This is a genomic window from Streptococcus mitis (assembly GCF_003942765.1).
Taxonomy (GTDB): domain Bacteria; phylum Bacillota; class Bacilli; order Lactobacillales; family Streptococcaceae; genus Streptococcus; species Streptococcus mitis_BE.
The window spans coordinates 676,770-699,450 of the sequence record NZ_RJNW01000001.1 but is presented as its reverse complement, the minus strand read 5'-3'; the positions used below and the strand labels follow the sequence as shown (position 1 = coordinate 699,450).

General features: G+C 43.2%; 25 protein-coding genes. All 25 read left to right on the top strand.

Features of this window, described 5'->3' with window-relative positions; translation table 11 throughout:
- The first annotated feature begins 41 nt into the window (after positions 1 to 41).
- The 25 genes from D8849_RS03690 (at position 42) to D8849_RS03570 (ending at position 22,512) form a co-directional block, all read left to right on the top strand.
- Entirely contained in the window at positions 42 to 950 is a 909-nt protein-coding gene (locus D8849_RS03690; RefSeq protein WP_125386227.1) for a magnesium transporter CorA family protein, read from the top strand.
- 14 nt (positions 951 to 964) lie between these two features.
- Positions 965 to 1,492, top strand: coding sequence for a YqeG family HAD IIIA-type phosphatase (locus tag D8849_RS03685; protein ID WP_049488402.1), 528 nt, complete (start codon positions 965 to 967; stop codon positions 1,490 to 1,492).
- Between the two features lie 2 nt (positions 1,493 to 1,494).
- Positions 1,495 to 2,601 (top strand): ribosome biogenesis GTPase YqeH, encoded by a 1,107-nt coding sequence (gene yqeH / locus D8849_RS03680; protein ID WP_125386226.1) that lies wholly within the window; start codon positions 1,495 to 1,497, stop codon positions 2,599 to 2,601.
- Between the two features lie 213 nt (positions 2,602 to 2,814).
- On the top strand, positions 2,815 to 3,126 hold the full coding sequence (yhbY, locus tag D8849_RS03675; protein WP_000060168.1) for a ribosome assembly RNA-binding protein YhbY: 312 nt from the start codon (positions 2,815 to 2,817) through the stop codon (positions 3,124 to 3,126).
- 50 nt (positions 3,127 to 3,176) lie between these two features.
- Positions 3,177 to 3,806, top strand: a complete 630-nt coding sequence (locus D8849_RS03670; protein WP_125386225.1) for a nicotinate-nucleotide adenylyltransferase — start codon at positions 3,177 to 3,179, stop codon at positions 3,804 to 3,806.
- On the top strand, positions 3,806 to 4,399 hold the full coding sequence (gene yqeK / locus D8849_RS03665; RefSeq protein WP_125386224.1) for a bis(5'-nucleosyl)-tetraphosphatase (symmetrical) YqeK: 594 nt from the start codon (positions 3,806 to 3,808) through the stop codon (positions 4,397 to 4,399). The genes D8849_RS03670 and yqeK overlap by 1 nt, the downstream gene beginning before the upstream one ends.
- Positions 4,400 to 4,900: a cysteine hydrolase family protein gene (locus tag D8849_RS03660; protein ID WP_125386223.1), complete on the top strand. Its 501-nt coding sequence runs from the start codon at positions 4,400 to 4,402 to the stop codon at positions 4,898 to 4,900.
- Between the two features lie 11 nt (positions 4,901 to 4,911).
- Positions 4,912 to 5,262 carry a ribosome silencing factor gene (gene rsfS / locus D8849_RS03655; RefSeq protein ID WP_042751611.1) on the top strand — a complete coding sequence of 117 codons (351 nt, stop codon included), beginning with the start codon at positions 4,912 to 4,914 and terminating at the stop codon, positions 5,260 to 5,262.
- A 214-nt stretch (positions 5,263 to 5,476) separates the two neighbouring features.
- A complete protein-coding gene (locus D8849_RS03650; protein ID WP_185756205.1) occupies positions 5,477 to 6,217 on the top strand; it encodes a class I SAM-dependent DNA methyltransferase in 741 nt (246 codons plus the stop codon).
- A gap of 9 nt (positions 6,218 to 6,226) precedes the next feature.
- The gene (locus D8849_RS03645) at positions 6,227 to 6,619 is read left to right on the top strand and encodes a hypothetical protein (RefSeq protein WP_049488394.1); all 393 of its coding nucleotides are present in this window, start codon (positions 6,227 to 6,229) and stop codon (positions 6,617 to 6,619) included.
- 14 nt (positions 6,620 to 6,633) lie between these two features.
- Complete coding sequence (locus tag D8849_RS03640) at positions 6,634 to 7,731, top strand: nucleotidyltransferase (RefSeq protein WP_125386222.1); 1,098 nt, start codon at positions 6,634 to 6,636, stop codon at positions 7,729 to 7,731.
- Between the two features lie 131 nt (positions 7,732 to 7,862).
- Positions 7,863 to 8,117 carry a type II toxin-antitoxin system Phd/YefM family antitoxin gene (locus D8849_RS03635; protein ID WP_180375037.1) on the top strand — a complete coding sequence of 85 codons (255 nt, stop codon included), beginning with the start codon at positions 7,863 to 7,865 and terminating at the stop codon, positions 8,115 to 8,117.
- 3 nt (positions 8,118 to 8,120) lie between these two features.
- On the top strand, positions 8,121 to 8,375 hold the full coding sequence (locus D8849_RS03630; protein WP_094753153.1) for a Txe/YoeB family addiction module toxin: 255 nt from the start codon (positions 8,121 to 8,123) through the stop codon (positions 8,373 to 8,375).
- A 190-nt stretch (positions 8,376 to 8,565) separates the two neighbouring features.
- On the top strand, positions 8,566 to 10,179 hold the full coding sequence (locus tag D8849_RS03625; protein WP_000404934.1) for a ribonuclease Y: 1,614 nt from the start codon (positions 8,566 to 8,568) through the stop codon (positions 10,177 to 10,179).
- Positions 10,180 to 10,308: 129 nt separating this feature from the next.
- The gene (gene gmk / locus D8849_RS03620; protein ID WP_000775041.1) at positions 10,309 to 10,935 is read left to right on the top strand and encodes a guanylate kinase; all 627 of its coding nucleotides are present in this window, start codon (positions 10,309 to 10,311) and stop codon (positions 10,933 to 10,935) included.
- Between the two features lie 24 nt (positions 10,936 to 10,959).
- Positions 10,960 to 11,274 carry a DNA-directed RNA polymerase subunit omega gene (gene rpoZ, locus D8849_RS03615; RefSeq protein ID WP_000979235.1) on the top strand — a complete coding sequence of 105 codons (315 nt, stop codon included), beginning with the start codon at positions 10,960 to 10,962 and terminating at the stop codon, positions 11,272 to 11,274.
- A 65-nt stretch (positions 11,275 to 11,339) separates the two neighbouring features.
- A complete protein-coding gene (locus D8849_RS03610) occupies positions 11,340 to 13,736 on the top strand; it encodes a primosomal protein N' (RefSeq protein ID WP_125386221.1) in 2,397 nt (798 codons plus the stop codon).
- Positions 13,737 to 13,748: 12 nt separating this feature from the next.
- Positions 13,749 to 14,684, top strand: coding sequence for a methionyl-tRNA formyltransferase (gene fmt, locus D8849_RS03605; RefSeq protein WP_125386220.1), 936 nt, complete (start codon positions 13,749 to 13,751; stop codon positions 14,682 to 14,684).
- A complete protein-coding gene (rsmB, locus tag D8849_RS03600) occupies positions 14,677 to 15,990 on the top strand; it encodes a 16S rRNA (cytosine(967)-C(5))-methyltransferase RsmB (protein ID WP_185756200.1) in 1,314 nt (437 codons plus the stop codon). The genes fmt and rsmB overlap by 8 nt, the downstream gene beginning before the upstream one ends.
- Before the next feature lie 14 nt (positions 15,991 to 16,004).
- Positions 16,005 to 16,745 carry a Stp1/IreP family PP2C-type Ser/Thr phosphatase gene (locus tag D8849_RS03595; RefSeq protein WP_125386218.1) on the top strand — a complete coding sequence of 247 codons (741 nt, stop codon included), beginning with the start codon at positions 16,005 to 16,007 and terminating at the stop codon, positions 16,743 to 16,745.
- Positions 16,742 to 18,655, top strand: a complete 1,914-nt coding sequence (pknB, locus tag D8849_RS03590; RefSeq protein WP_125386217.1) for a Stk1 family PASTA domain-containing Ser/Thr kinase — start codon at positions 16,742 to 16,744, stop codon at positions 18,653 to 18,655. The genes D8849_RS03595 and pknB overlap by 4 nt, the downstream gene beginning before the upstream one ends.
- Before the next feature lie 87 nt (positions 18,656 to 18,742).
- On the top strand, positions 18,743 to 19,501 hold the full coding sequence (locus tag D8849_RS03585; protein ID WP_125386216.1) for a threonine/serine exporter family protein: 759 nt from the start codon (positions 18,743 to 18,745) through the stop codon (positions 19,499 to 19,501).
- Position 19,502: 1 nt separating this feature from the next.
- Positions 19,503 to 19,952, top strand: a complete 450-nt coding sequence (locus tag D8849_RS03580; protein ID WP_033686494.1) for a threonine/serine exporter family protein — start codon at positions 19,503 to 19,505, stop codon at positions 19,950 to 19,952.
- A 113-nt stretch (positions 19,953 to 20,065) separates the two neighbouring features.
- Entirely contained in the window at positions 20,066 to 21,238 is a 1,173-nt protein-coding gene (locus D8849_RS03575; RefSeq protein WP_185756199.1) for a hydroxymethylglutaryl-CoA synthase, read from the top strand.
- Positions 21,238 to 22,512 (top strand): hydroxymethylglutaryl-CoA reductase, degradative, encoded by a 1,275-nt coding sequence (locus D8849_RS03570; RefSeq protein WP_125386214.1) that lies wholly within the window; start codon positions 21,238 to 21,240, stop codon positions 22,510 to 22,512. Before D8849_RS03575 ends, D8849_RS03570 begins: the two co-directional genes overlap by 1 nt.
- The last annotated feature ends 169 nt before the right edge of the window (positions 22,513 to 22,681 follow it).

Here is a 22,681-nt window from a genome sequence, read left to right as displayed (position 1 = left end):
GATTTATGGTACAATAGAAAGAGTTTGGTAAAGGAGAGAAGATGTTTTTAGAAAAACAGTTGGGCAATGGTTGCGCCTGGATTAACCTAGATTTAGACAAGTTGAAAAAACTAGAGGACCTTTCTGAAATCTACGGTTTGGACAAGGAAACCATCGAATATGCGCTGGATAGAAATGAGCGTGCCCACATGGATTATCACCGTGAAAATGGGACTGTGACCTTTATCTACAATGTCTTGAACTTGAAAAAGGATAAGGCATACTATGAAGCTTTTCCCATGACCTTTATCGTGGAACATCGTCGCCTGATTACCATTAGTAATACCAAGAACGCCTATGTCATTGAACAGATGACCCGTTATCTGGAGAGTCATGACATGCTTTCGATTTACAAGTTTCTCTTTGCCAGTCTGGAAATCATCAGCAATGCCTACTATCCTGTCATCGAGCAGATGGATAAGAGTAAGGACGAGATCAATGGCCTCTTGCGCCAGCGAACAACTAAGAAAAATCTTTTTGCGCTGTCCGACTTGGAGACTGGTATGGTTTATCTTACTGCGGCTGCCAAGCAAAATCGCATGTTGCTGGAGCATATTCAAGGGCATGCCCTCTATCGCAGTTTTAACGAGATTGAGAGAGAACAGTTTGATGATGCCATGATTGAGGCTCATCAGCTGGTATCCATGACAGACTTGATTTCTCAAGTACTCCAACAACTATCAGCATCTTACAACAACATCCTAAACAATAATCTGAATGATAATTTGACAACCTTGACCATCATTTCAGTCTTGCTAGCGTTTTTGGCAGTCGTGACAGGCTTTTTCGGAATGAATGTTCCCCTACCTTTAACAGATGAGCCCCATGCTTGGCTCTACATCAGTTTGGCTAGTGCTGGGTTGTGGATTGTCTTGTCATTGTTACTAAGGAAAATTGCGAAAAAAAGTTAAGAAAAGGAGCCAGAATGGCGATTGAAAATTACATGCCAGATTTTGCTGTGGAAGCAGTTTATGATCTGACAGTCCCAAGCCTGCAGGCGCAGGGAATCAAGGCTGTTTTGGTCGATTTGGACAATACCCTCATTGCTTGGAACAACCCTGATGGGACACCAGAGATGAAGCAATGGCTACATGACCTTCGGGACGCGGGCATTCGCATTATCGTAGTCTCAAATAACACCAAAAAACGTGTCCAACGAGCAGTTGAGAAATTTGGGATTGATTACGTTTATTGGGCTCTGAAACCCTTCACATTTGGGATTAATCGTGCCATGAAGGAATTCCACTATGAGAAAAGCGAAGTGGTCATGGTTGGTGACCAGCTCATGACAGATATACGAGCAGCCCACCGTGCAGGCATTCGCTCGATTTTAGTCAAACCCTTGGTCCAACATGACTCGATCAAAACGCAAATTAACCGAGCTCGTGAGCGCCGTGTGATGCGAAAAATCACTGAAAAGTACGGACCGATTACATATAAAAAAGGAATTTAACTATGGAAGAAATTCTCTGTATTGGTTGTGGAGCAACCATTCAGACGACAGACAAGGCTGATCTTGGTTTTACTCCCCAGTCGGCACTTGAAAAAGGTTTGGAGACTGGTGAAGTCTATTGCCAACGCTGTTTCCGTCTCCGCCACTACAATGAAATCACAGATGTCCAGTTGACGGACGATGATTTCCTCAAGCTCTTGCACGAGGTGGGAGACAGTGATGCTTTAGTGGTAAATGTCATTGATATCTTTGACTTTAATGGCTCTGTCATTCCAGGCTTGCCACGCTTTGTATCGGGCAATGATGTCCTCTTGGTGGGAAATAAAAAAGATATCCTGCCTAAGTCAGTTAAGCCTGGTAAGATTAGCCAGTGGCTCATGGAACGTGCCCACGAAGAAGGGCTTCGTCCAGTCGATGTCGTCCTAACTTCAGCCCAAAACAAACATGCTATTAAGGAAGTCATAGACAAAATCGAGCACTACCGAAAGGGCCGTGATGTCTATGTGGTCGGTGTGACCAACGTTGGAAAATCAACTCTTATCAATGCCATTATCCAAGAAATTGCGGGTGATCAGAATGTCATCACGACTTCACGCTTCCCAGGGACAACCTTGGATAAGATTGAGATTCCGCTTGATGACGGTTCTTATATCTATGATACACCGGGGATTATCCACCGCCACCAGATGGCCCACTACTTGACTGCCAAAAACCTCAAGTATGTCAGCCCTAAAAAGGAAATCAAACCTAAAACCTATCAGCTCAATCCTGAACAAACTCTGTTTTTAGGAGGTCTCGGACGCTTTGACTTCATTGCGGGCGAAAAGCAAGGTTTCACAGCTTTCTTTGACAATGAACTTAAACTCCACCGTACCAAGCTTGAAGGCGCTGATGCCTTTTATGATAAGCACCTTGGAACTCTTCTAACCCCACCAAATAGCAAGGAAAAAGAAGATTTTCCAAAATTGGTCCAACATGTATTTAACATTAAGGAAAAGACAGACCTAGTCATCTCAGGACTAGGCTGGATCCGTGTAACAGGAACTGCTAAAGTCGCCGTCTGGGCACCGGAAGGCGTCGCCGTCGTCACACGAAAAGCAATCATTTAAACACAGAAAGGAAAGGGTTATCTGAATTCGGGCGAGCAGGGAGAGCCTATAGAGAATACTTTTCGCCGTGGTGTCAGTTGGTACAAGTGATTGTACCAACTGCGGAAAATTTGAGACCTTAGGCTCAAATTTTAGTCATGAAAGTCCGAAGGACTTTGCTGACATCCGTCACCACTTCAGAAAAGTATAAAAAGAAACTCTTTTAAAGAAATTATGTCATTAACATCAAAACAACGTGCCTTCCTCAACAGCCAGGCACACACCCTCAAACCCATCATCCAAATCGGGAAAAATGGTCTCAACGACCAAATCAAAACCAGCGTTCGTCAAGCTCTTGACGCCCGCGAATTGATTAAGGTAACGCTCTTGCAAAACACAGATGAAAATATCCACGAAGTAGCTGAAATCTTGGAAGAAGAAATTGGTGTGGATACTGTCCAAAAAATCGGACGCATCTTGATTTTGTTTAAACAATCTAGCAAGAAAGAAAATCGCAAGATTTCTAAAAAAATCAAAGAAATCTAAAAACCTACTCCAAATAACTGTTTTTACAGAGAAATAAAGGAGACTAGCCTATGGCAATCGAACTATTAACTCCCTTTACCAAGGTAGAGTTGGAGCCAGAAATCAAGGAGAAAAAACGCAAACAAGTAGGGATTTTAGGAGGTAATTTTAATCCTGTTCACAATGCCCATCTCATTGTTGCGGATCAAGTGCGCCAGCAGTTGGGACTAGATCAAGTTCTGCTTATGCCTGAATACCAACCTCCTCATGTTGATAAAAAGGAAACCATTCCTGAACACCATCGTCTCAAGATGCTTGAGTTGGCGATTGAGGGGATTGAAGGTCTGGCCATTGAAACCATCGAGCTAGAGCGCAAGGGTATTTCTTACACCTACGACACCATGAAGCTTCTAACTGAGAAGAATCCAGATACAGATTATTACTTTATCATTGGTGCCGACATGGTGGACTATCTGCCTAAGTGGTACCGAATTGATGAACTGGTAGATATGGTTCAGTTTGTGGGAGTTCAGCGCCCACGCTACAAGGCAGGGACTTCCTATCCAGTTATCTGGGTGGATGTGCCTCTCATGGATATCTCGTCCAGCATGGTGCGTGACTTCCTTGCCCAAGGTCGGAAACCCAACTTTCTCCTGCCTCAGCCTGTGCTAGACTACATCGAGAAGGAGGGGTTCTACTGATGGCCTATCAAGACTATATCAACTGCTCTCGTGAGGCTTTGTTGGAAAAAATGGCAGAGCTTCTGCCTGAAAAACGCTTAACCCATTGCTTGGGTGTGGAGAGTGCAGCCATAGAACTGGCTCAGCGCTTTGGAGTAGATGCCGAGAAAGCAGGACTAGCAGGCCTTCTTCATGACTACGCTAAAAAACTGTCAGATCAGGAATTTTTAAACTTGATTGGCCGTTATCAGCTAGACTCTAACCTCAAAAACTGGGGCAATAATGTCTGGCATGGTATGGTCGGAATTTACAAGATTCAGGAAGACTTGGATTTGGATGATTCTGAAATCCTGCGAGCCATTGAAATCCATACAGTCGGGGCGGCTCAGATGACAGACTTAGATAAGGTTATCTATGTAGCAGACTATATCGAACATAATCGAGCCTTTCCTGGAGTAGATGTGGCGCGTGAGATTGCAAGTTTATCGCTCAATAAGGCGGTGGCCTATGAAACAGCTCGCACTGTGGAGCATCTAGCTCATCAGGGATTCCCTATCTATCCCCAAACCCTTGAAACCTATAACGCCTTTGTGCACTATTTGAAAGAGGACTAAATGAAGACGGCTTTTATAATCATTGATGTTCAGAATATTTTAGTGGAAACCGGTTTTCAGACAAATAGTCTATTGGAAAAAATTTCTTATTTACAAAACCATGCTAGAAGTAAGAATATCGAAATTATCTATGTTCAACATATTGAGAATCCTGAAGCTCAAACATCAGAAGATTGGCAGTTATCTGCGCTTTTAAATCGAAAACCTGATGAAAAGGTCTTTCAGAAGAAGTATAATAGTATTTTCAAAGAAACTGGCTTAAAAGAATACTTGGATAAACAGGGGATTGAAAAATTAGTTTTATGTGGCATGCAGACAGAATATTGTGTGGATACCTCTGTCAAGGTTGCCTTTGAATATGGCTATAAGCTGATTATTCCAGAAGGTGCTGTCACAACCTTTGATGGGGATGACATTCCAGCAGAAACGATAAATGAATTTTATGAGGACATTTGGGAGGATCGCTTTGCAGATGTCCTAGATTATAAAAATATTTTTTAAAAGAGGACTAAATGAACGAAAAAGAATTACTAGAACTAGTCGTGAAAGCGGCTGATGAGAAACGTGCGGAGGATATCCTCGCACTTGACGTACAAGATTTGACTAGCGTGACGGATTACTTTGTTATTACTAGTTCAATGAATAGCCGTCAGTTGGATGCTATCGCTGATAACATCCGTGAAAAAGTAGCTGATGCAGGCTTTAAAGGTAGCCATATCGAAGGTGATGCAGCTGGAGGCTGGGTTCTACTAGACCTCGGCGCTGTCGTTGTGCATGTCTTTTCAGAAGAAATGCGTGCCCACTATAACCTAGAAAAACTATGGCATGAGGCGCATTCTGTAGATTTATCTGAAGCTTTATAGTCTTTTCCTTTATCTTTTATTACGGCGTTAACTCGTTTTGCCTAACTCCAGTTATGCCTGCAACTCGTTGCCTAGTAGTAAAAGCAAACGAAAAGACTATAGTGTACAATTGAACTCAGTTGTAGTCAACTGGGTTTCTTTGCTTATTTTAGAAAATTGATGGAAAGGTAAAGAGCGAGTGGTGTTTGCCATTGACGCTCTTGGTATCATGATTATGGCAACTTATGAAACTTTTGCGGCTGTTTACGATGCGGTCATGGACGACAGTTTATACGATAGATGGACGGATTTTTCGCTTCGTCATTTGCCTAAGACCAAGGAGAGAAGGAAACTCTTGGAACTGGCTTGTGGGACAGGAATTCAATCTGTGCGCTTCTCTCGGGCTGGTTTTGATGTGACTGGGCTTGATTTGAGTGCGGATATGTTGAAGATTGCTGAGAAGAGAGCTTCTTCAGCCAAGCAAAAGATTGACTTTATTGAAGGAAATATGCTGGATCTGTCCAAGGCAGGTCAATATGACTTTGTTACTTGTTACTCGGACTCAATCTGCTATATGCAGGATGAGGTGGAAGTAGGGGACGTCTTTAAGGAAGTGTATAATGCTCTAAACGAAGATGGTGTCTTCATCTTTGATGTGCATTCGACCTACCAGACAGATGAAGTTTTTCCAGGCTATTCCTACCATGAAAATGCGGAAGATTTCGCTATGCTCTGGGATACTTACGAGGATGAAGCGCCTCACTCTATCGTCCATGAGTTGACCTTTTTTATTAAGGAGGCGGACGGTTCCTTTAGTCGCCACGATGAAGTGCATGAGGAGCGGACTTATGAGGTTCTGACCTATGATATCTTGCTGGAACAGGCTGGTTTCAAATCTTTCAAACTCTATGCAGACTTTGAAGACAAGGAGCCAACAGAAACCAGTACCCGTTGGTTTTTTGTAGCGCAGAAGTAGGAGGTTGATATGGTTCGATCAAAATATTCTTGGGAAGAAGTTTCGCAGTTTAATCGTATCCGTCAAAATGGAACGCTTTGGGAAAAAGATGGGCAATACTTTTATGTTCAGGAAGAAGGAACCGTATTTTCAGAGTTAGTTGTTTACGATATGTCTAAGGAACTTTTTGATATGTTAGTAAATGAAATAAAATCGGAGGATGATATCCGACATATGCTAATGTATGGAACATGGCCAACGACAGTTGCAGGATGCCATAGACCAACTATGTTGATAGCTTATCCTGAACTACAAAAGAATTATAGTAATGAACAACTAGCAGAAATCCTTCCAGTAGGAGAAAAACAATGGCTTAACTGGAGAGGGAGATTGCCTGAGTGGTATCGTAGATTTCGTCATTAGAAAGGGAGATCACTATGACCATCACAGGTATTATCGCGGAGTTTAATCCCTTTCATAATGGGCATAAGTACCTGCTAAATCAGGCTGAGGGACTGAAAATCGTTGCCATGTCAGGGAATTTCATGCAGCGTGGAGAGCCTGCTATCGTGGATAAGTGGACACGAGCCCAGATGGCGCTGGAAAATGGAGCGGATCTGGTAGTGGAATTGCCATTTTTAGTCAGTGTTCAGGCGGCGGATTTCTTCGGCCAAGGAGCTGTGGATATCTTGGCTAGGTTGGGCATTGATAGCCTTGCTTTTGGGACGGAGGAAGTTCTAGATTACCAGAAAATCGCTGACTTATACACAGAGCAGGGGGCTGAGATGGAGAAATTTGTGGAAAATCTGCCTGATTCTCTTTCCTATCCCCAGAAAACCCAGGCCATGTGGAAGGAATTTGCAGGTCTTGATTTTTCAGGAAATACACCCAACCATGTCCTTGCTCTTGCCTATGCCAAAGCGGTAGCAGGGCGAAATATCAAACTGCATCCGATTCAACGTCAGGGGGCAGGTTACCATTCTGTGGACAAGGATGTGGACTTTGCCTCAGCGACAGCTCTCCGTCAGCACCAGAAGGACCAAGATTTTTTAGAACGCTTTATGCCTTCTGTTACCCTCTTTGAGCAGGCCAGTAAGGTGAACTGGGAAGACTATTTTCTCTTGCTTCATTATCAAATCTTGTCAAATCCCGACCTAACCACCATCTATCAGGTCAATCAAGAAATAGCTGTGCGCATTAAAGAGGCTATTAAAACAGCCCAATCTCTGGAAGACTTGGTTGAGGCGGTTGCGACCAAACGTTACACCAAGGCGCGTGTCAGACGCCTCTTGACCTATATTTTGGTGCAAGCTAGAGAAAGTGACTTGCCAGAAGGGATTCATGTCCTTGGCTTTACTAAAAAAGGCAGACAACATCTCAAGTCTTTGAAAGGGCAGGTCAGTCTAGTCAGCCGAATTGGCAAAGAACCCTGGGATGCTATGACTCAAAAGGCTGACCAGATTTACCAACTGGGAAATCCAAGTATAGCAGATCAGAATTTTGGAAGAGTGCCGATTAGAATAGAAACAAATTAAGTCTGCTGAAAGGTGGACTTTTTGAGATTTTTTACGAATAAATAGATAGAAAAGAAAATCCTGTACAAGTTCCTGACAATTTCTTTCTTTTTGTGTATAATAGTGGAAAAGAGGTAAAACGAGGTATGGTTATGGAAGCAGTTCTTTACTCAACATTCCGAAATCATTTAAAAGACTACATGAAAAAGGTAAATGATGAATTTGAGCCTTTGACAGTGGTCAATAAAAATCCAAACGAGGACATTGTAGTTCTTTCAAAGAGCGAATGGGACAGTATTCAGGAAACACTGAGAATCGCTCAAAATAAGGAGTTATCAGACAAGGTTTTGCGAGGAATGGCTCAAGTCCGTGCTGGAAGTACTCAGGTCCATGTTATTGAGGAGTGAGAAATGCTGCTCAAGTTTACAGAAGATGCCTGGGCAGATTATTGCTACTGGCAAACTCAGGATAAGAAAACACTAAAAAGAATCAATAAACTAATCAAGGATATTCAACGTGATCCCTTTACAGGAATAGGTAAGCCAGAACCACTCAAGTATGACTACCAAGGAGCCTGGTCACGTCGTATTGACGCAGAAAATCGCTTGATTTATATGATGGATGAAGATAGCGTGGCTTTCTTATCTTTCAAAGATCATTACTAAGTCTACTGTGAAGTAGGCTTTTTCTCAAGTCTCTACTAAACTACTATTTCTAAATAACAAATTTCTTTTAGCAAATGCGTTCCAATTTCCCCAAAACATATTCTATTTTAAGTTTGTGAAAATCACTTTTTTATGGTAAAATGTTAAAGAATGTATGTCATTCATAATAAAAATTAAATGAGGTAAAAACATGGAAATCATGTCGCTTGCGATTGCTGTTTTTGCCGTCATCATTGGTTTAGTCATTGGATATGTCAGCATCTCAGCTAAGATGAAATCATCTCAGGAAGCTGCGGAGTTGATGCTTTTAAATGCTGAACAAGAAGCAACTAATTTACGTGGACAAGCTGAGCGTGAAGCCGATTTACTTGTTAATGAAGCTAAACGTGAAAGCAAGTCTCTTAAAAAAGAAGCACTATTGGAGGCCAAAGAAGAAGCCAGAAAATACCGTGAAGAAGTGGACGCTGAATTCAAATCAGAACGTCAAGAACTCAAACAAATCGAAAGTCGTTTGACCGAGAGAGCTACTAGCCTTGACCGTAAGGACGACAATTTGACGAGTAAAGAACAAACACTTGAACAAAAAGAACAAAGTATTTCTGATAGAGCGAAAAACCTTGATGCGCGTGAAGAGCAATTAGAGGAAGTCGAAAGACAAAAAGAAGCAGAACTAGAGCGTATTGGTGCCCTGTCTCAGGCAGAAGCACGAGATATTATCTTGGCACAGACAGAGGAAAACTTGACCAAGGAGATTGCCAGTCGTATTCGTGAGGCTGAGCAAGAGGTCAAGGAACGTTCTGATAAAATGGCCAAGGACATTCTGGTTCAAGCTATGCAACGTATTGCTGGTGAATATGTAGCGGAGTCAACAAACTCAACAGTTCATCTGCCAGATGATACTATGAAAGGACGCATTATTGGTCGTGAAGGTCGCAACATTCGTACCTTTGAAAGTTTGACAGGGGTTGATGTCATTATCGACGATACACCAGAAGTGGTGACCTTGTCAGGTTTTGACCCAATCCGTCGTGAGATTGCCCGTATGACTATGGAAATGTTGCTCAAAGATGGTCGTATCCATCCAGCTCGTATCGAAGAGTTGGTTGAGAAAAACCGTCAAGAGATTGACAATAAGATTCGTGAATATGGTGAGGCAGCAGCCTATGAAATCGGTGCGCCAAACCTTCACCCTGACTTGATGAAGATTATGGGACGTTTGCAGTTCCGTACTTCTTATGGACAAAATGTCTTGCGTCATTCGATTGAGGTTGCTAAGTTAGCTGGTATCATGGCGAGCGAACTTGGTGAAAATGCGGCTCTTGCTCGTCGTGCTGGATTCCTTCACGATATCGGGAAAGCTATTGACCGCGAGGTTGAGGGTAGCCACGTTGAAATCGGTATGGAATTGGCTCGTAAGTACAAGGAACATCCAGTTGTGGTCAATACGATTGCTAGTCACCACGGCGATGTCGAAGCCGAAAGTGTCATTGCAGTGATTGTCGCTGCAGCAGATGCCTTGAGTGCAGCTCGTCCAGGTGCTCGTAGTGAGTCTCTTGAAAGCTATATCAAGCGTCTTCATGATTTGGAAGAAATTGCTAACGGCTTTGAAGGGGTACAAAATAGCTTTGCCCTTCAAGCAGGACGTGAAATCCGTATCATGGTCAATCCAGGACAAATCAAGGACGACAAAGTCACAATCTTGGCTCACAAAGTTCGTGAGAAAATTGAAAACAATCTCGATTACCCAGGAAATATCAAGGTAACCGTGATTCGTGAACTTCGTGCAGTAGATTATGCTAAATAAATAAGAAAGAGCAGTTGAAAAATTACTGCTTTTTTGTTACACTAGATAGAAAGACTGTAAAGGATAATCTGGCTTTTTGCCATTATTCTAGAGAAATGTTATTTCACAGACTGACTAAAAGGAGACACAATGGCAGACCGAGGCTTACTAATCGTTTTTTCTGGTCCTTCAGGGGTTGGTAAAGGAACGGTTAGAAGAGAGATTTTTGAGAGTTCTGAAAACCAATTTCAATACTCTGTATCGATGACGACACGCGCACAACGTCCTGGAGAAGTGGATGGTGTTGACTATTTCTTCCGTACTCGAGAAGAGTTTGAAGAGCTGATTCGTCAAGGACAGATGTTGGAATACGCAGAATACGTCGGCAACTACTATGGAACTCCTCTGACCTATGTCAATGAAACTTTGGACAAGGGAATCGATGTTTTCCTTGAAATTGAAGTTCAAGGCGCTCTTCAGGTCAAGAAAAAGGTTCCAGATGCTGTCTTTATCTTCCTGACACCACCAGATTTGGATGAATTGCAAGATCGTTTGGTAGGACGTGGAACAGACAGCGCAGAAGTGATTGCCCAACGAATCGAAAAAGCCAAGGAAGAAATTGCCCTCATGCGTGAGTATGATTATGCGATTGTCAACGATCAGGTGCCCCTAGCTGCTGAGCGTGTCAAACGTGTTATCGAAGCAGAGCACTTCCGTGTGGATCGTGTCATTGGTCACTATCAGGAGATGTTACCAAAATCTCCAACTACCCGATAAAATTTAGAAAATAGGTACAAGCAAATGATGTTAAAACCCTCTATTGATACCTTGCTCGACAAGGTTCCATCAAAATATTCACTCGTAATCTTGGAAGCAAAACGTGCCCACGAATTAGAAGCAGGTGCGCCAGCAACTCAAGGTTTCAAGTCTGAAAAATCAACTCTTCGCGCTTTAGAAGAAATAGAATCAGGAAACGTAACAATTCACCCAGATCCAGAAGGAAAACGTGAAGCAGTGCGTCGCCGTATCGAAGAAGAAAAACGCCGCAAAGAAGAAGAAGAAAAGAAAATCAAAGAGCAAATTGCTAAAGAAAAAGAAGATGGTGAAAAAATTTAAGGTTGGGGGGACTCAATCTTATTTTTTCTATTGCAAGAATATACTGACAAGGAGGAGGTGAGAAGATGGCCATAGCCAAGATTATCGTAGATGTGCCCTTGATGCAGACGGACCAGCCCTATAGTTACAGGATTCCTGAGGAATTTGAGGAAATGCTGGAAGTTGGGATGCGGGTTCATGTGCCTTTTGGTAAGGGTAATCGCCTGATTCAAGGGATTGTTCTTGGTTTGGAGTCCCAACTAGATGAAGAAGAGGCTAATCAAGATTTAAAAGATGTTGCCGAGGTACTGGATTTTTCTCCTGTTCTCACGCAAGAACAACTCTGGCTTGCTGAGGAGTTACGCAAGTCCGTCTTCTCCTATAAAATCTCCATCCTAAAGGCTATGCTACCAGGATTTCTGAACTCCAGCTATGACAAGATTCTCTATCCTCTGGCAGGTCTGAGTCAGGAAGACCGAAAGCGCTTGTTTGGTTCAGAAGATTCGCTAGCCTTTTCTTCTCTGGATTTAGGTAAGCAAGCTGAAATGATGCGTTTGACTAGAAAAGGCCTGCTTGGTCTGGAGTATCAGGCAGTTGATCAAAAGAAGGTCAAGACCCAGTCTTGGTATGAGGTAGACCTTGCTCAATTAGAAGGTGTCGAGATTTCTACACGCGCCAAGAAAAAGTTAGAACTGAGAGACTACTTGCTGTCTCATCCTGATAGTGCTTCCTTGGCTAGTTTGTTAGAGACCTATTCGCGGGAGCAAGTCAACTTCTTTGTAGAACAAGGTGCTGTGACCATAGTCCAAAAGGAAGTTCAACGCTCGGCTTCTTATTTTGAAGGCATTAAGACAAGTCGACCTTTGGAGTTGAATCCAGAGCAAAGGCAGGCGCGTGATGCGGTTGTCAGTGCGATTGGCAGTCATCAGCCTCCCTTCCTCCTTCAAGGGATTACAGGAAGTGGGAAGACCGAGGTCTACTTGCAGATTATCCAAGGAGCTTTGGATAAGAGGAAAACAGCCATTTTACTGGTGCCTGAGATTTCCTTGACTCCACAGATGACGGAGCGTTTTATTGCTCGTTTTGGTGAGAAAGTGGCCATCCTTCACTCAGGCCTGTCCAATGGTGAAAAGTACGACGAATGGCGCAAGGTCGAGCGTGGAGACGCTCAAGTTGTTGTTGGTGCTAGATCTGCCATCTTTGCTCCGCTGAAAAATCTGGGTGTCATGATTATCGATGAAGAACACGAAGCGACTTATAAGCAGGACAGCAATCCCCGTTATCATGCTAGAGAAGTGGCTATTTTACGGGCTCAATACAATCAAGCAGCCCTGGTACTTGGTTCAGCAACTCCTAGTCTGGAAAGCCGTGCTCGGGCTGGAAAAGGCGTCTATCAACACTTGCGTCTGACCCAACGTGCCAATCCTTTAGCTCGGATTCCTGAGGTTCAAGTGATAGACTTTCGAGACTATATCGGACAAAACGAGACGTCAAACTTTACGCCACCTTTGTTAGAAGCCATTCAAGACCGTCTAGCTAAAAAAGAGCAGGTGGTTCTCATGCTCAATCGCCGTGGTTATTCTAGCTTTGTTATGTGTCGAGAGTGTGGGATCGTGGATACTTGTCCCAACTGTGACATTTCCTTGACCTTGCACATGGACACCAAGACCATGAACTGCCATTATTGTGGTTTTTCGAAGGACATTCCCCAGGTCTGTCCTAATTGTAAGAGCCGCAGTATTCGTTACTATGGGACAGGAACACAGAAGGCTTATGACGAGCTAGCAGAACTCTTTCCGCAGGCCCGCATTCTACGGATGGATGTGGATACGACCCGCAAAAAAGGCAGTCACCAAGCTCTGCTTGACCAGTTTGGACGAGGGGAAGCAGATATTTTACTAGGTACTCAGATGATTGCCAAGGGCTTAGATTTTCCCAATGTAACCTTAGTCGGAGTGCTCAATGCGGATACGGCTTTAAATCTACCTGATTTCCGTTCTTCTGAGAGAACCTTCCAACTTTTGACTCAGGTGGCAGGTCGGGCAGGACGTGCTGAAAAAGCTGGGCAGGTCTTGATACAGTCCTACAATCCTGAGCACTATGCCATTCGTTTTGCCAAGGATCAGGATTACGAAGGCTTTTATGCCTATGAAATGGGTATCAGACGCCAACTAGGCTATCCACCTTATTATTTCACAATTGGTATTACTCTTTCTCATAAGAAAGAAGAAGAGGTGGTCAAACGTGCTTATGAAGTCATGAACATTTTGCGGTCAGGCCTATCTGAAACCAGTAACATCCTCGGGCCAACGCCAAAACCGATTGCTCGTACCCACAACCTCTATCATTACCAGATTTTAATTAAATACCGTTTAGAAGATGAGCTGGGGCCGACCCTCAACCAGGTCTTGGCCTTGACTCAAGAACGGGAAAATAGTGAGCTCCGTCTTAGCATTGACCATGAGCCACAGCAATTTTTATAAGAAGGAGAAGAAATGACAAAATTAATCTTTATGGGAACACCCGACTTTTCAGCAACAGTCTTAAAAGGGCTTTTGACAGATGACCGTTACGAAATTCTAGCCGTTGTGACCCAGCCAGACCGTGCTGTCGGACGTAAAAAAGTGATCCAAGAAACACCAGTTAAACAAGCTGCCAAAGAGGCAGGACTTCCTATCTATCAACCTGAAAAACTATCTGGAAGTCCAGAGATGGAAACTATTATGCAGCTAGGAGCAGATGGAATTGTGACTGCTGCTTTTGGGCAGTTTCTCCCAAGTAAACTCCTTGATAGCATGGACTTTGCGGTTAATGTTCACGCCTCCCTTCTTCCAAAACACCGTGGTGGAGCGCCAATCCATTATGCCTTGATTCAAGGAGATGAGGAAGCTGGTGTGACCATTATGGAGATGGTTAAGGAAATGGATGCAGGAGATATGATTTCTCGTCGCAGTATTCCTATCACGGATGGGGACAATGTCGGCACCTTGTTTGAGAAATTAGCGCTAGTTGGTCGTGATTTGCTTTTGGATACTTTGCCTGCCTACATTGCTGGTGACATCAAACCTGAACCACAGGATCCAAGTCAGGTTACCTTCTCACCAAATATCAAACCCGAGGAAGAAAAGTTGGATTGGACTAAAAGCAATCGTCAACTCTTTAACCAGATCCGTGGGATGAACCCCTGGCCTGTTGCCCATACTTTCCTTAAGGGAGACCGCTTTAAGATTTATGAAGCCCTACCAGTAGAAGGTCAGGGAAATCCAGGTGAGATTCTCTCTATCGGCAAGAAAGAATTGATTGTCGCAACGGCAGAAGGAGCTCTATCCCTCAAACAAGTGCAGCCAGCTGGTAAACCTAAGATGGACATTGCTTCCTTCCTCAATGGAGTTGGACGTACATTGACTGTAGGAGAACGATTTGGTGACTAAAGTAGAAACGGCTAGAAGTTTAGCCCTAGCAGTATTAGAGGATGTCTTTATCAATCAAGCATACTCAAATATCGCCTTAAATAAGCATCTCAAGGGGAGTCAACTTTCGGCAGCAGACAAGGGCTTGGTGACCGAGCTGGTCTATGGAACGGTAACCCGTAAACTCACCTTAGAATGGTATCTATCCCACTTTATCGAAGACAGAGACCAGTTAGACAGCTGGCTTTATGTTCTGCTTCTTATGAGTACCTACCAGCTCTGCTATTTGGACAAGATTCCAGACCATGCTGTGGTCAATGAAGCAGTAGAATTGGCCAAAGTCCGTAAAAAAGGCAGTGAAAAATTGGTCAACGCCGTCCTTCGTCGTATCTTGCGTAAAGGATGGCCAGATATTGCCAGTATCAAACGAAAAAACAAGCGTGATTCCATTGCCTATTCTCTCCCAGTTTGGCTCGTGTCTAAACTTAAGGAAGAATACGGAGAAGAGCGAGCACAAGCCATCTTTGAAAGTCTTTTGGTGCGCAACAAGGCCAGCATCCGAGTGACTGATTTAGACCGAAAAGAGGAAATTCAAGCCTTGTTGGAGGCTAGTGATTCACCTTTGTCTCCTTCTGGTCTGGTCAAGGAACAAGGGCATTTTGCAGGTCATGATTTGTTTGCGAAGGGAGCCATTACCATTCAAGACGAGTCCAGTCAATTGGTTGCTCCGACTTTGAATTTGCAGGGAGATGAGCGAGTGCTTGATTCTTGTGCGGCTCCGGGTGGGAAAACAGCTCATATAGCCTCTTATCTTACGACAGGTCAGGTTACTGCTCTGGACTTGTACGACCATAAGTTGGACTTAATTCAAGAAAATGCCCAACGTTTGGGGGTCGCAGAACGGGTTCAAACGCAAAAATTGGATGCCAGAAAGGTGCATGAGTTTTTTGGTCAGGATTCATTTGATAAGATTTTGGTAGATGCTCCCTGTTCAGGAATTGGTCTTCTGCGACGCAAACCAGACATCAAATACAATAAGGAAACATCAGATTTCGCATCCTTACAGGAAATTCAGCTAGAAATATTAGGTAGTGTTTGTCAAACACTAGGCAAAGGTGGTATAATAACTTATAGTACCTGTACTATTGTCTCAGAAGAGAACTTTCAAGTCGTACAGGCATTTTTAGAAAGTCATCCTGAATTTGAGCAGGTGAAACTAGAACATGAATGTAAGGATATCATGAAAGATGGCTGTATCCTCATCACCCCTGAATTGTATGGAAGTGATGGATTCTTCATCAGTCAATTTCGCAAGATATCAGATTAGGAAGGAACTAACACATGGAAATTTCATTATTAACAGATGTTGGTCAGAAACGAACAAATAACCAAGACTATGTCAACCACTATGTCAATAGAGCTGGGCGTACCATGATTATCCTAGCTGATGGTATGGGAGGTCATCGCGCAGGGAATATCGCTAGTGAGATGGCGGTAACAGACCTGGGTGTAGCTTGGGTTGATACACAAATCGATACGGTTAATGAAGTGCGTGAATGGTTTGCTAACAACCTTGAGATTGAAAATCAAAGGATTAACCAATTGGGACAAAATGAAGCCTATAAAGGAATGGGGACAACCCTTGAGGCTGTAGCCATTATTGATAATCAGGCTATCTATGCCCACATTGGGGATTCTCGTATCGGTTTGATTCGTGGAGAAGAATATCACCAGTTAACGAGCGACCATTCTTTGGTCAATGAATTGCTTAAGGCAGGTCAATTGACACCTGAAGAAGCTGCTAGCCATCCACAGAAAAATATTATTACTCAATCTATTGGTCAAAAAGATGAAATTCAGCCTGATTTTGGAATGATCACCCTTGAGCCTGGGGACTATCTCTTACTCAATAGTGATGGCTTGACAAATATGATTTCAGGAAGTGAGATTTCTGATATTGTAACCAGCGATATTTCTTTGGAAGATAAGGCAGCAACCTTGATCCGTTTTGCCAACAATGCGGGTGGCTTGGACAATATCACAGTTGCTCTTATTGCTGTTAATGAGGAGGCAACAGAATGATCCAAATCGGCAAAATTTTTGCCGGGCGGTATCGAATTATCAAACAAATTGGTCGAGGAGGCATGGCAGATGTCTATTTGGCCAAGGATTTGATTTTGGACGGTGAAGAAGTGGCAGTAAAGGTCCTGAGGACCAACTACCAGACAGACCCGATTGCTGTGGCTCGTTTTCAGCGGGAAGCAAGAGCCATGGCAGATTTGGACCATCCTCATATCGTTCGGATTACAGATATCGGTGAAGAAGAGGGACAACAGTATCTCGCAATGGAATATGTTGCTGGGTTAGACCTCAAACGCTATATCAAGGAACATCACCCTCTTTCAAATGAAGAAGCGATTCGAATCATGGGACAAATCCTTCTGGCTATGCGCTTAGCCCATACTCGAGGGATTGTTCACAGGGATTTGAAACCGCAAAATATCCTTTTGACCCCAGATGGGACTGCCAAGGTTACAGACTTTGGGATCGCAGTAGCCTTTGCAGAAACGAGTCTAACTCAGACCAACTCAATGCTAGGTTCTGTGCATTATTTATCACCAGAGCAGGCGCGTGGTTCTAAAGCAACTGTGCAGAGTGATATCTATGCCATGGGGATTATTTTCTATGAGATGCTGACAGGTCATATTCCTTACGATGGGGATAGTGCGGTTACCATCGCCCTCCAGCATTTCCAGAAACCATTGCCATCGGTTATAGCTGAAAATCCATCTGTGCCTCAGGCTTTAGAAAATGTTGTTATTAAGGCAACTGCCAAGAAATTGACAGATCGCTACAAATCAGTCGCTGAAATGTATGTGGACTTGTCGAGTAGTTTATCTAATAATCGTCGTAATGAACCAAAGCTAGTCTTTGACGATGCAACTAAGGCAGATACTAAAACTCTTCCTAAAGTTCCACAAAGTACTCTGACTTCTATTCCTAAAGCTCCGGTACAAGAGGGAAGACCTCAATCTAAGCCCCAGCCTCATCAGACAGAAAAACCAGTACCTAGTCCAAAGCCAACCAAACGGCGTCGCCTGAAAGCACGTTATCCAATTTTATTTGCGACCTTCTTGTTAGTTGTGGCATCCTTGGTATGGATTTTATATAGAACGCCCGCTACCATTGCCGTTCCAAAGGTGGCAGGTCAGACGGTTGCTGAGGCTAAAGAAGCGCTTAAGAAAGCCAATTTTGAGGTTGGTGAAGAAAAAACAGAGGCTAGTGATAAGGTTGAAGAAGGTCGTGTTATTCGTACCGATCCTGACGCCGGTACGACACGCAAAGAAGGAACAAAAATTAATTTGATTGTGTCTTCTGGTCAGCAATCCTTCCAACTTGGAAATTATCTTGGACGAAAATCTAGTGATGTAGTGGCAGAATTGAAAGGCAAGAAGGTTCCAGAAAATCTAATTAAGATTGAGGAAGAAGAATCCAACGAAATCGAAGCTGGAACAATCATAAAACAAAGTTTACCGGAAGGAACAACCTATGATCTTAGCAAGGCAACTCAAATAGTTCTGACTGTTGCTAAAAAAGTAAATTCTATTTCAATGCCAAGTTATATTGGTTCAACTCGAGAATTTGCAGTTAATAATCTTACAGAGATATATGGAATTAAAAAAGCTAATATCGAAGTTGTAGAAGTGTCTACTGCTCCTGAAGGAACAGCTGAGGAGACTGTTGTAGAGCAAAGTCCAAAACCGGGTGGAAAAATTGATTTAGCCAGCACACGTATTAAAATTTCGATTTATAAACCCAAAACACCACCATCAAGTTCCTCTTCAACGTCAGTTCCACGTGGTAACCAAGGTTCACCTACTACTCCAAATCAAGGGAATCAACAAGGTGGCCATCAAGGAAATCAACAAGGAACGGTTCCTACTCCGACTCAACCAAATAGTGAAGGAAACCACGAAAATTCTCGTGATTAAACGAATCTTTGTCATGATTTCATGGCAAAGATTTTTTTGACTCCGGATTTGTGATAGAATAGAGGGAGTTGATAAAAGGAGGCAAGCATGGAAGAATCAAAAGAATTAAATGCCGTCATCGATGTCATTATGTTAGCAGGAACCATTCTTCTCAAAAGTGGCTCAGAGATTCATCGTGTAGAAGATACCATGATCCGCATTGCGCATTCGCAGGGGATTGTGGATTGCAATGTTCTTGCCATGCCTGCCGCTATCTTTTTCTCCATTGAAAATACCAATATTTCGCGAATGAAACGCGTGACCTCCTCTTCTTATAACATTGAAAAAGTCTGCGATGTGAACCAGATTTCTCGTCAACTGGTTGGGGGGGAGATTGATTTAGAGACAGCCTTCAAGCAATTGAAGGCCTTGCAAGTCCAGCCCCTTCCTTATACTAAGTTGCAGGTAACTTTGGCTGCGACCTTTAGTGCTCCTTTCTTTTCAATTATGTTTAGTGGAAATATCTACGACGCACTTGGGGCAGGAGTGGCTACCTTATTTGGTTTTGCCTTTTCCCTCTATGTGGAGAAGTTTATCCGAATTCCCTTTGTGACAGCCTTTGCTGGAGCCTTTGTCTTTGGGATGATTGCCCAGTTTTGGGCTCGCTACACAGGTTTTCCTTCAACGGCAGATTTGATTATAGCTGGTGCAGTCATGCCGTTTGTACCAGGGATTGCCTTGACCAATGCGGTTCGTGATATTATGACCAACCACATAAACTCTGGTATGAGTAAGATGTTTGAATCCCTGCTCATTACCCTTGCTTTAGGGGCGGGAACTTCTGTCGCCTTGGTATTGATGAATTAATATGACACTAACAACCTTTTTATTACAAGCAGTAGCAAGTCTTCTTGCTATTATCACTTTTTTAATCGTACTCAATGTGCAACGCTCTATGCTCTTACCTGGAGGGATTTTGGGCATGGCTGTCTGGCTAATCTATCTCTTGCTCAAGGAACCGACCAATGTTATTGTGGCTACTTTTATTGCAGCCATTATCGGTTCTTGTGTCAGCCAGATTTTAAGTATTCTTTATAAGACACCTGCTGTGGTCTTTATCTTGGCCATCTTGGCACCTCTGGTTCCGGGTTATCTTTCCTATCGGACAACTGCTTTTTTTGTGACGGGAGATTACAGTCATGCCATTGCTAGTGCAACATTGGTTGTTATGTTGGCTTTGGTGATTTCTATTGGAATGGCTAGCGGAACAGTGATTCTTAGACTTTATTCCTACTTAAGAAAGCAGCATAATGGTTAGAATAATAAGCGACTTGATTTGGTGAATCAAGTCTTTTTTCTCTCTTTTATTGCTATTTGTGATAAAATAGTATAGAACGATTTTTTACAATGAATGATAAAACAGAGGTAAATATGACAATCGGTATTGATAAGATTGATTTTGCGACCAGTCAATATGTCTTGAAATTACAAGACTTAGCAGAAGCGAGGGGAATTGACCCTGAAAAATTAAGCAAAGGACTCTTACTCAAGGAATTGAGTATTGCGCCCCTAACTGAGGATATCGTGACCTTGGCAGCCAGTGCTAGTGACTCTATTTTAACTGAGCAAGAAAGAGCAGAAATTGATATGGTCATTGTGGCTACCGAGTCAGGAATCGACCAGAGTAAGGCTGCGGCCGTCTTTGTGCATGGTTTGCTGGGCATCCAGCCTTTTGCTCGTAGTTTCGAGATTAAAGAAGCCTGCTATGGAGCGACAGCTGCCCTTCATTATGCCAAATTGCATGTGGAAAATTCTCCAGAGTCCAAGGTCTTGGTCATTGCCAGTGATATTGCCAAATATGGTATTGAAACTCCGGGAGAACCAACTCAGGGTGCTGGAAGTGTGGCTATGTTGATTACACAAAATCCACGTATTATGGCCTTTAATAATGACAATGTGGCTCAGACTCGTGACATCATGGACTTTTGGCGTCCAAATTACTCAACAACCCCTTATGTAAATGGTGTCTATTCTACCCAACAATATTTGGATAGTTTGAAAACGACTTGGCTTGAATATCAAAAACGCTACCAGCTTACTTTGGATGATTTCGCGGCTGTTTGCTTCCACTTGCCTTATCCTAAATTAGCACTAAAAGGCTTGAAAAAAATCATGGATAAGAGTCTGCCTCAAGAGAAAAAAGACCTCTTGCAAAAGCATTTTGACCAGTCTATTCTCTACAGTCAAAAGGTGGGGAATATCTATACAGGTTCACTTTTCCTTGGACTTTTATCTCTCTTGGAAAATACAGATAGCTTGAAGGCTGGGGATAAAATTGCCCTTTATAGTTACGGAAGTGGTGCTGTGGCTGAGTTTTTCAGTGGTGAATTGGTTGAAGGATATGAAGCTTATCTGGATAAAGACCGTTTGAATAAGCTCAACCAACGAACTGCCCTGTCTGTTGCTGACTATGAAAAAGTCTTCTTTGAGGAAGTAGACTTAGATGAAACAAATTCTGCCCAGTTTGCTGGCTATGAAAATCAAGATTTTGCCTTGGTTGAAATTGTTGACCACCAACGCCGTTATAGCAAGGTTGAAAAATAATGAAGATAAGTTGGAATGGATTTTCTAAAAAATCATACCAAGAGCGCCTCGAGCTGTTGCAAGCTCAGGCGCTCCTTAGTCCTGAGAAGCAAGCGAGTTTGGAGCAGGATGAACAGATGAGTGTGACTGTGGCAGACCAGCTGAGTGAGAATGTAGTGGGAACTTTTTCTCTGCCTTATTCACTGGTTCCAGAGGTCCTCGTCAATGGTCAGGAATACACAGTTCCTTATGTGACAGAAGAACCGTCCGTGGTTGCTGCAGCCAGCTATGCAAGCAAAATCATCAAGCGAGCAGGTGGCTTTACTGCGCAAGTCCATGAGCGTCAGATGATTGGGCAGGTAGCCCTTTATCAAGTTGCTGAACCTGAACAAGCTCAAGAGAAGATTGCAAACAAAAAGACTGAGCTCTTGGAGCTTGCCAATCAAGCCTATCCTTCCATTGTTAAACGTGGAGGTGGGGCGCGTGATTTGCATGTAGAGCAGATCAAAGGTGAAACAGACTTCCTCGTCGTCTATCTTCATGTTGATACTCAAGAAGCCATGGGTGCTAATATGCTCAACACCATGCTGGAGGCCTTGAAACCAGTCTTAGAAGAACTCAGTCAGGGACAAAGTCTTATGGGAATCCTGTCTAATTACGCGACCGATTCTCTGGTGACTGCAAGCTGTCGCATCGCCTTTCGCTACTTGAGCCGCCAAAAGGATCAAGGACGAGAGATTGCAGAGAAGATAGCCTTGGCTAGTCAGTTTGCGCAGGCTGACCCTTACCGAGCTGCTACTCATAATAAAGGGATTTTTAATGGTATTGATGCCATTTTGATTGCCACTGGTAATGACTGGCGTGCTATTGAGGCGGGGTCCCATGCCTATGCCAGTCGAGATGGACATTACCAAGGTCTTAGCTCTTGGCGTCTAGACTTGGAGACAGAAGAATTGGTTGGTGAGATGACCCTGCCCATGCCTGTAGCGACCAAGGGTGGCTCTATCGGCCTTAACCCTCGTGTAGCCCTCAGTCATGAACTACTGGGGAATTCTTCTGCCAAAGAATTAGCCCAGATTATCGTGTCTATCGGGCTTGCCCAAAACTTTGCAGCCCTGAAAGCCTTGGTCAGTACAGGGATTCAGCAAGGCCACATGAAATTGCAGGCTAAATCCTTAGCTCTCCTAGCAGGTGCCAGTGAGGCCGAAGTTGTTCCCCTAGTCGAGCGCCTCATCGCAGATAAAACCTTTAACTTAGAGACAGCCCAGCACTATTTAAAAGTCTGGCGGTCTTAACCAGTTGAAACCGTGGTATTAGTCTCAAAAAATGAAACATAAGGAAAACAAGTTCATTGTCAATTGAAAAGTCTCACATATAACGAAGAACAGGAGAGGATTACATTATTCTCTCTTTTTTTGATATTTGAATCACAGAGAATGTACCCATTTTCAACAATACAATCCT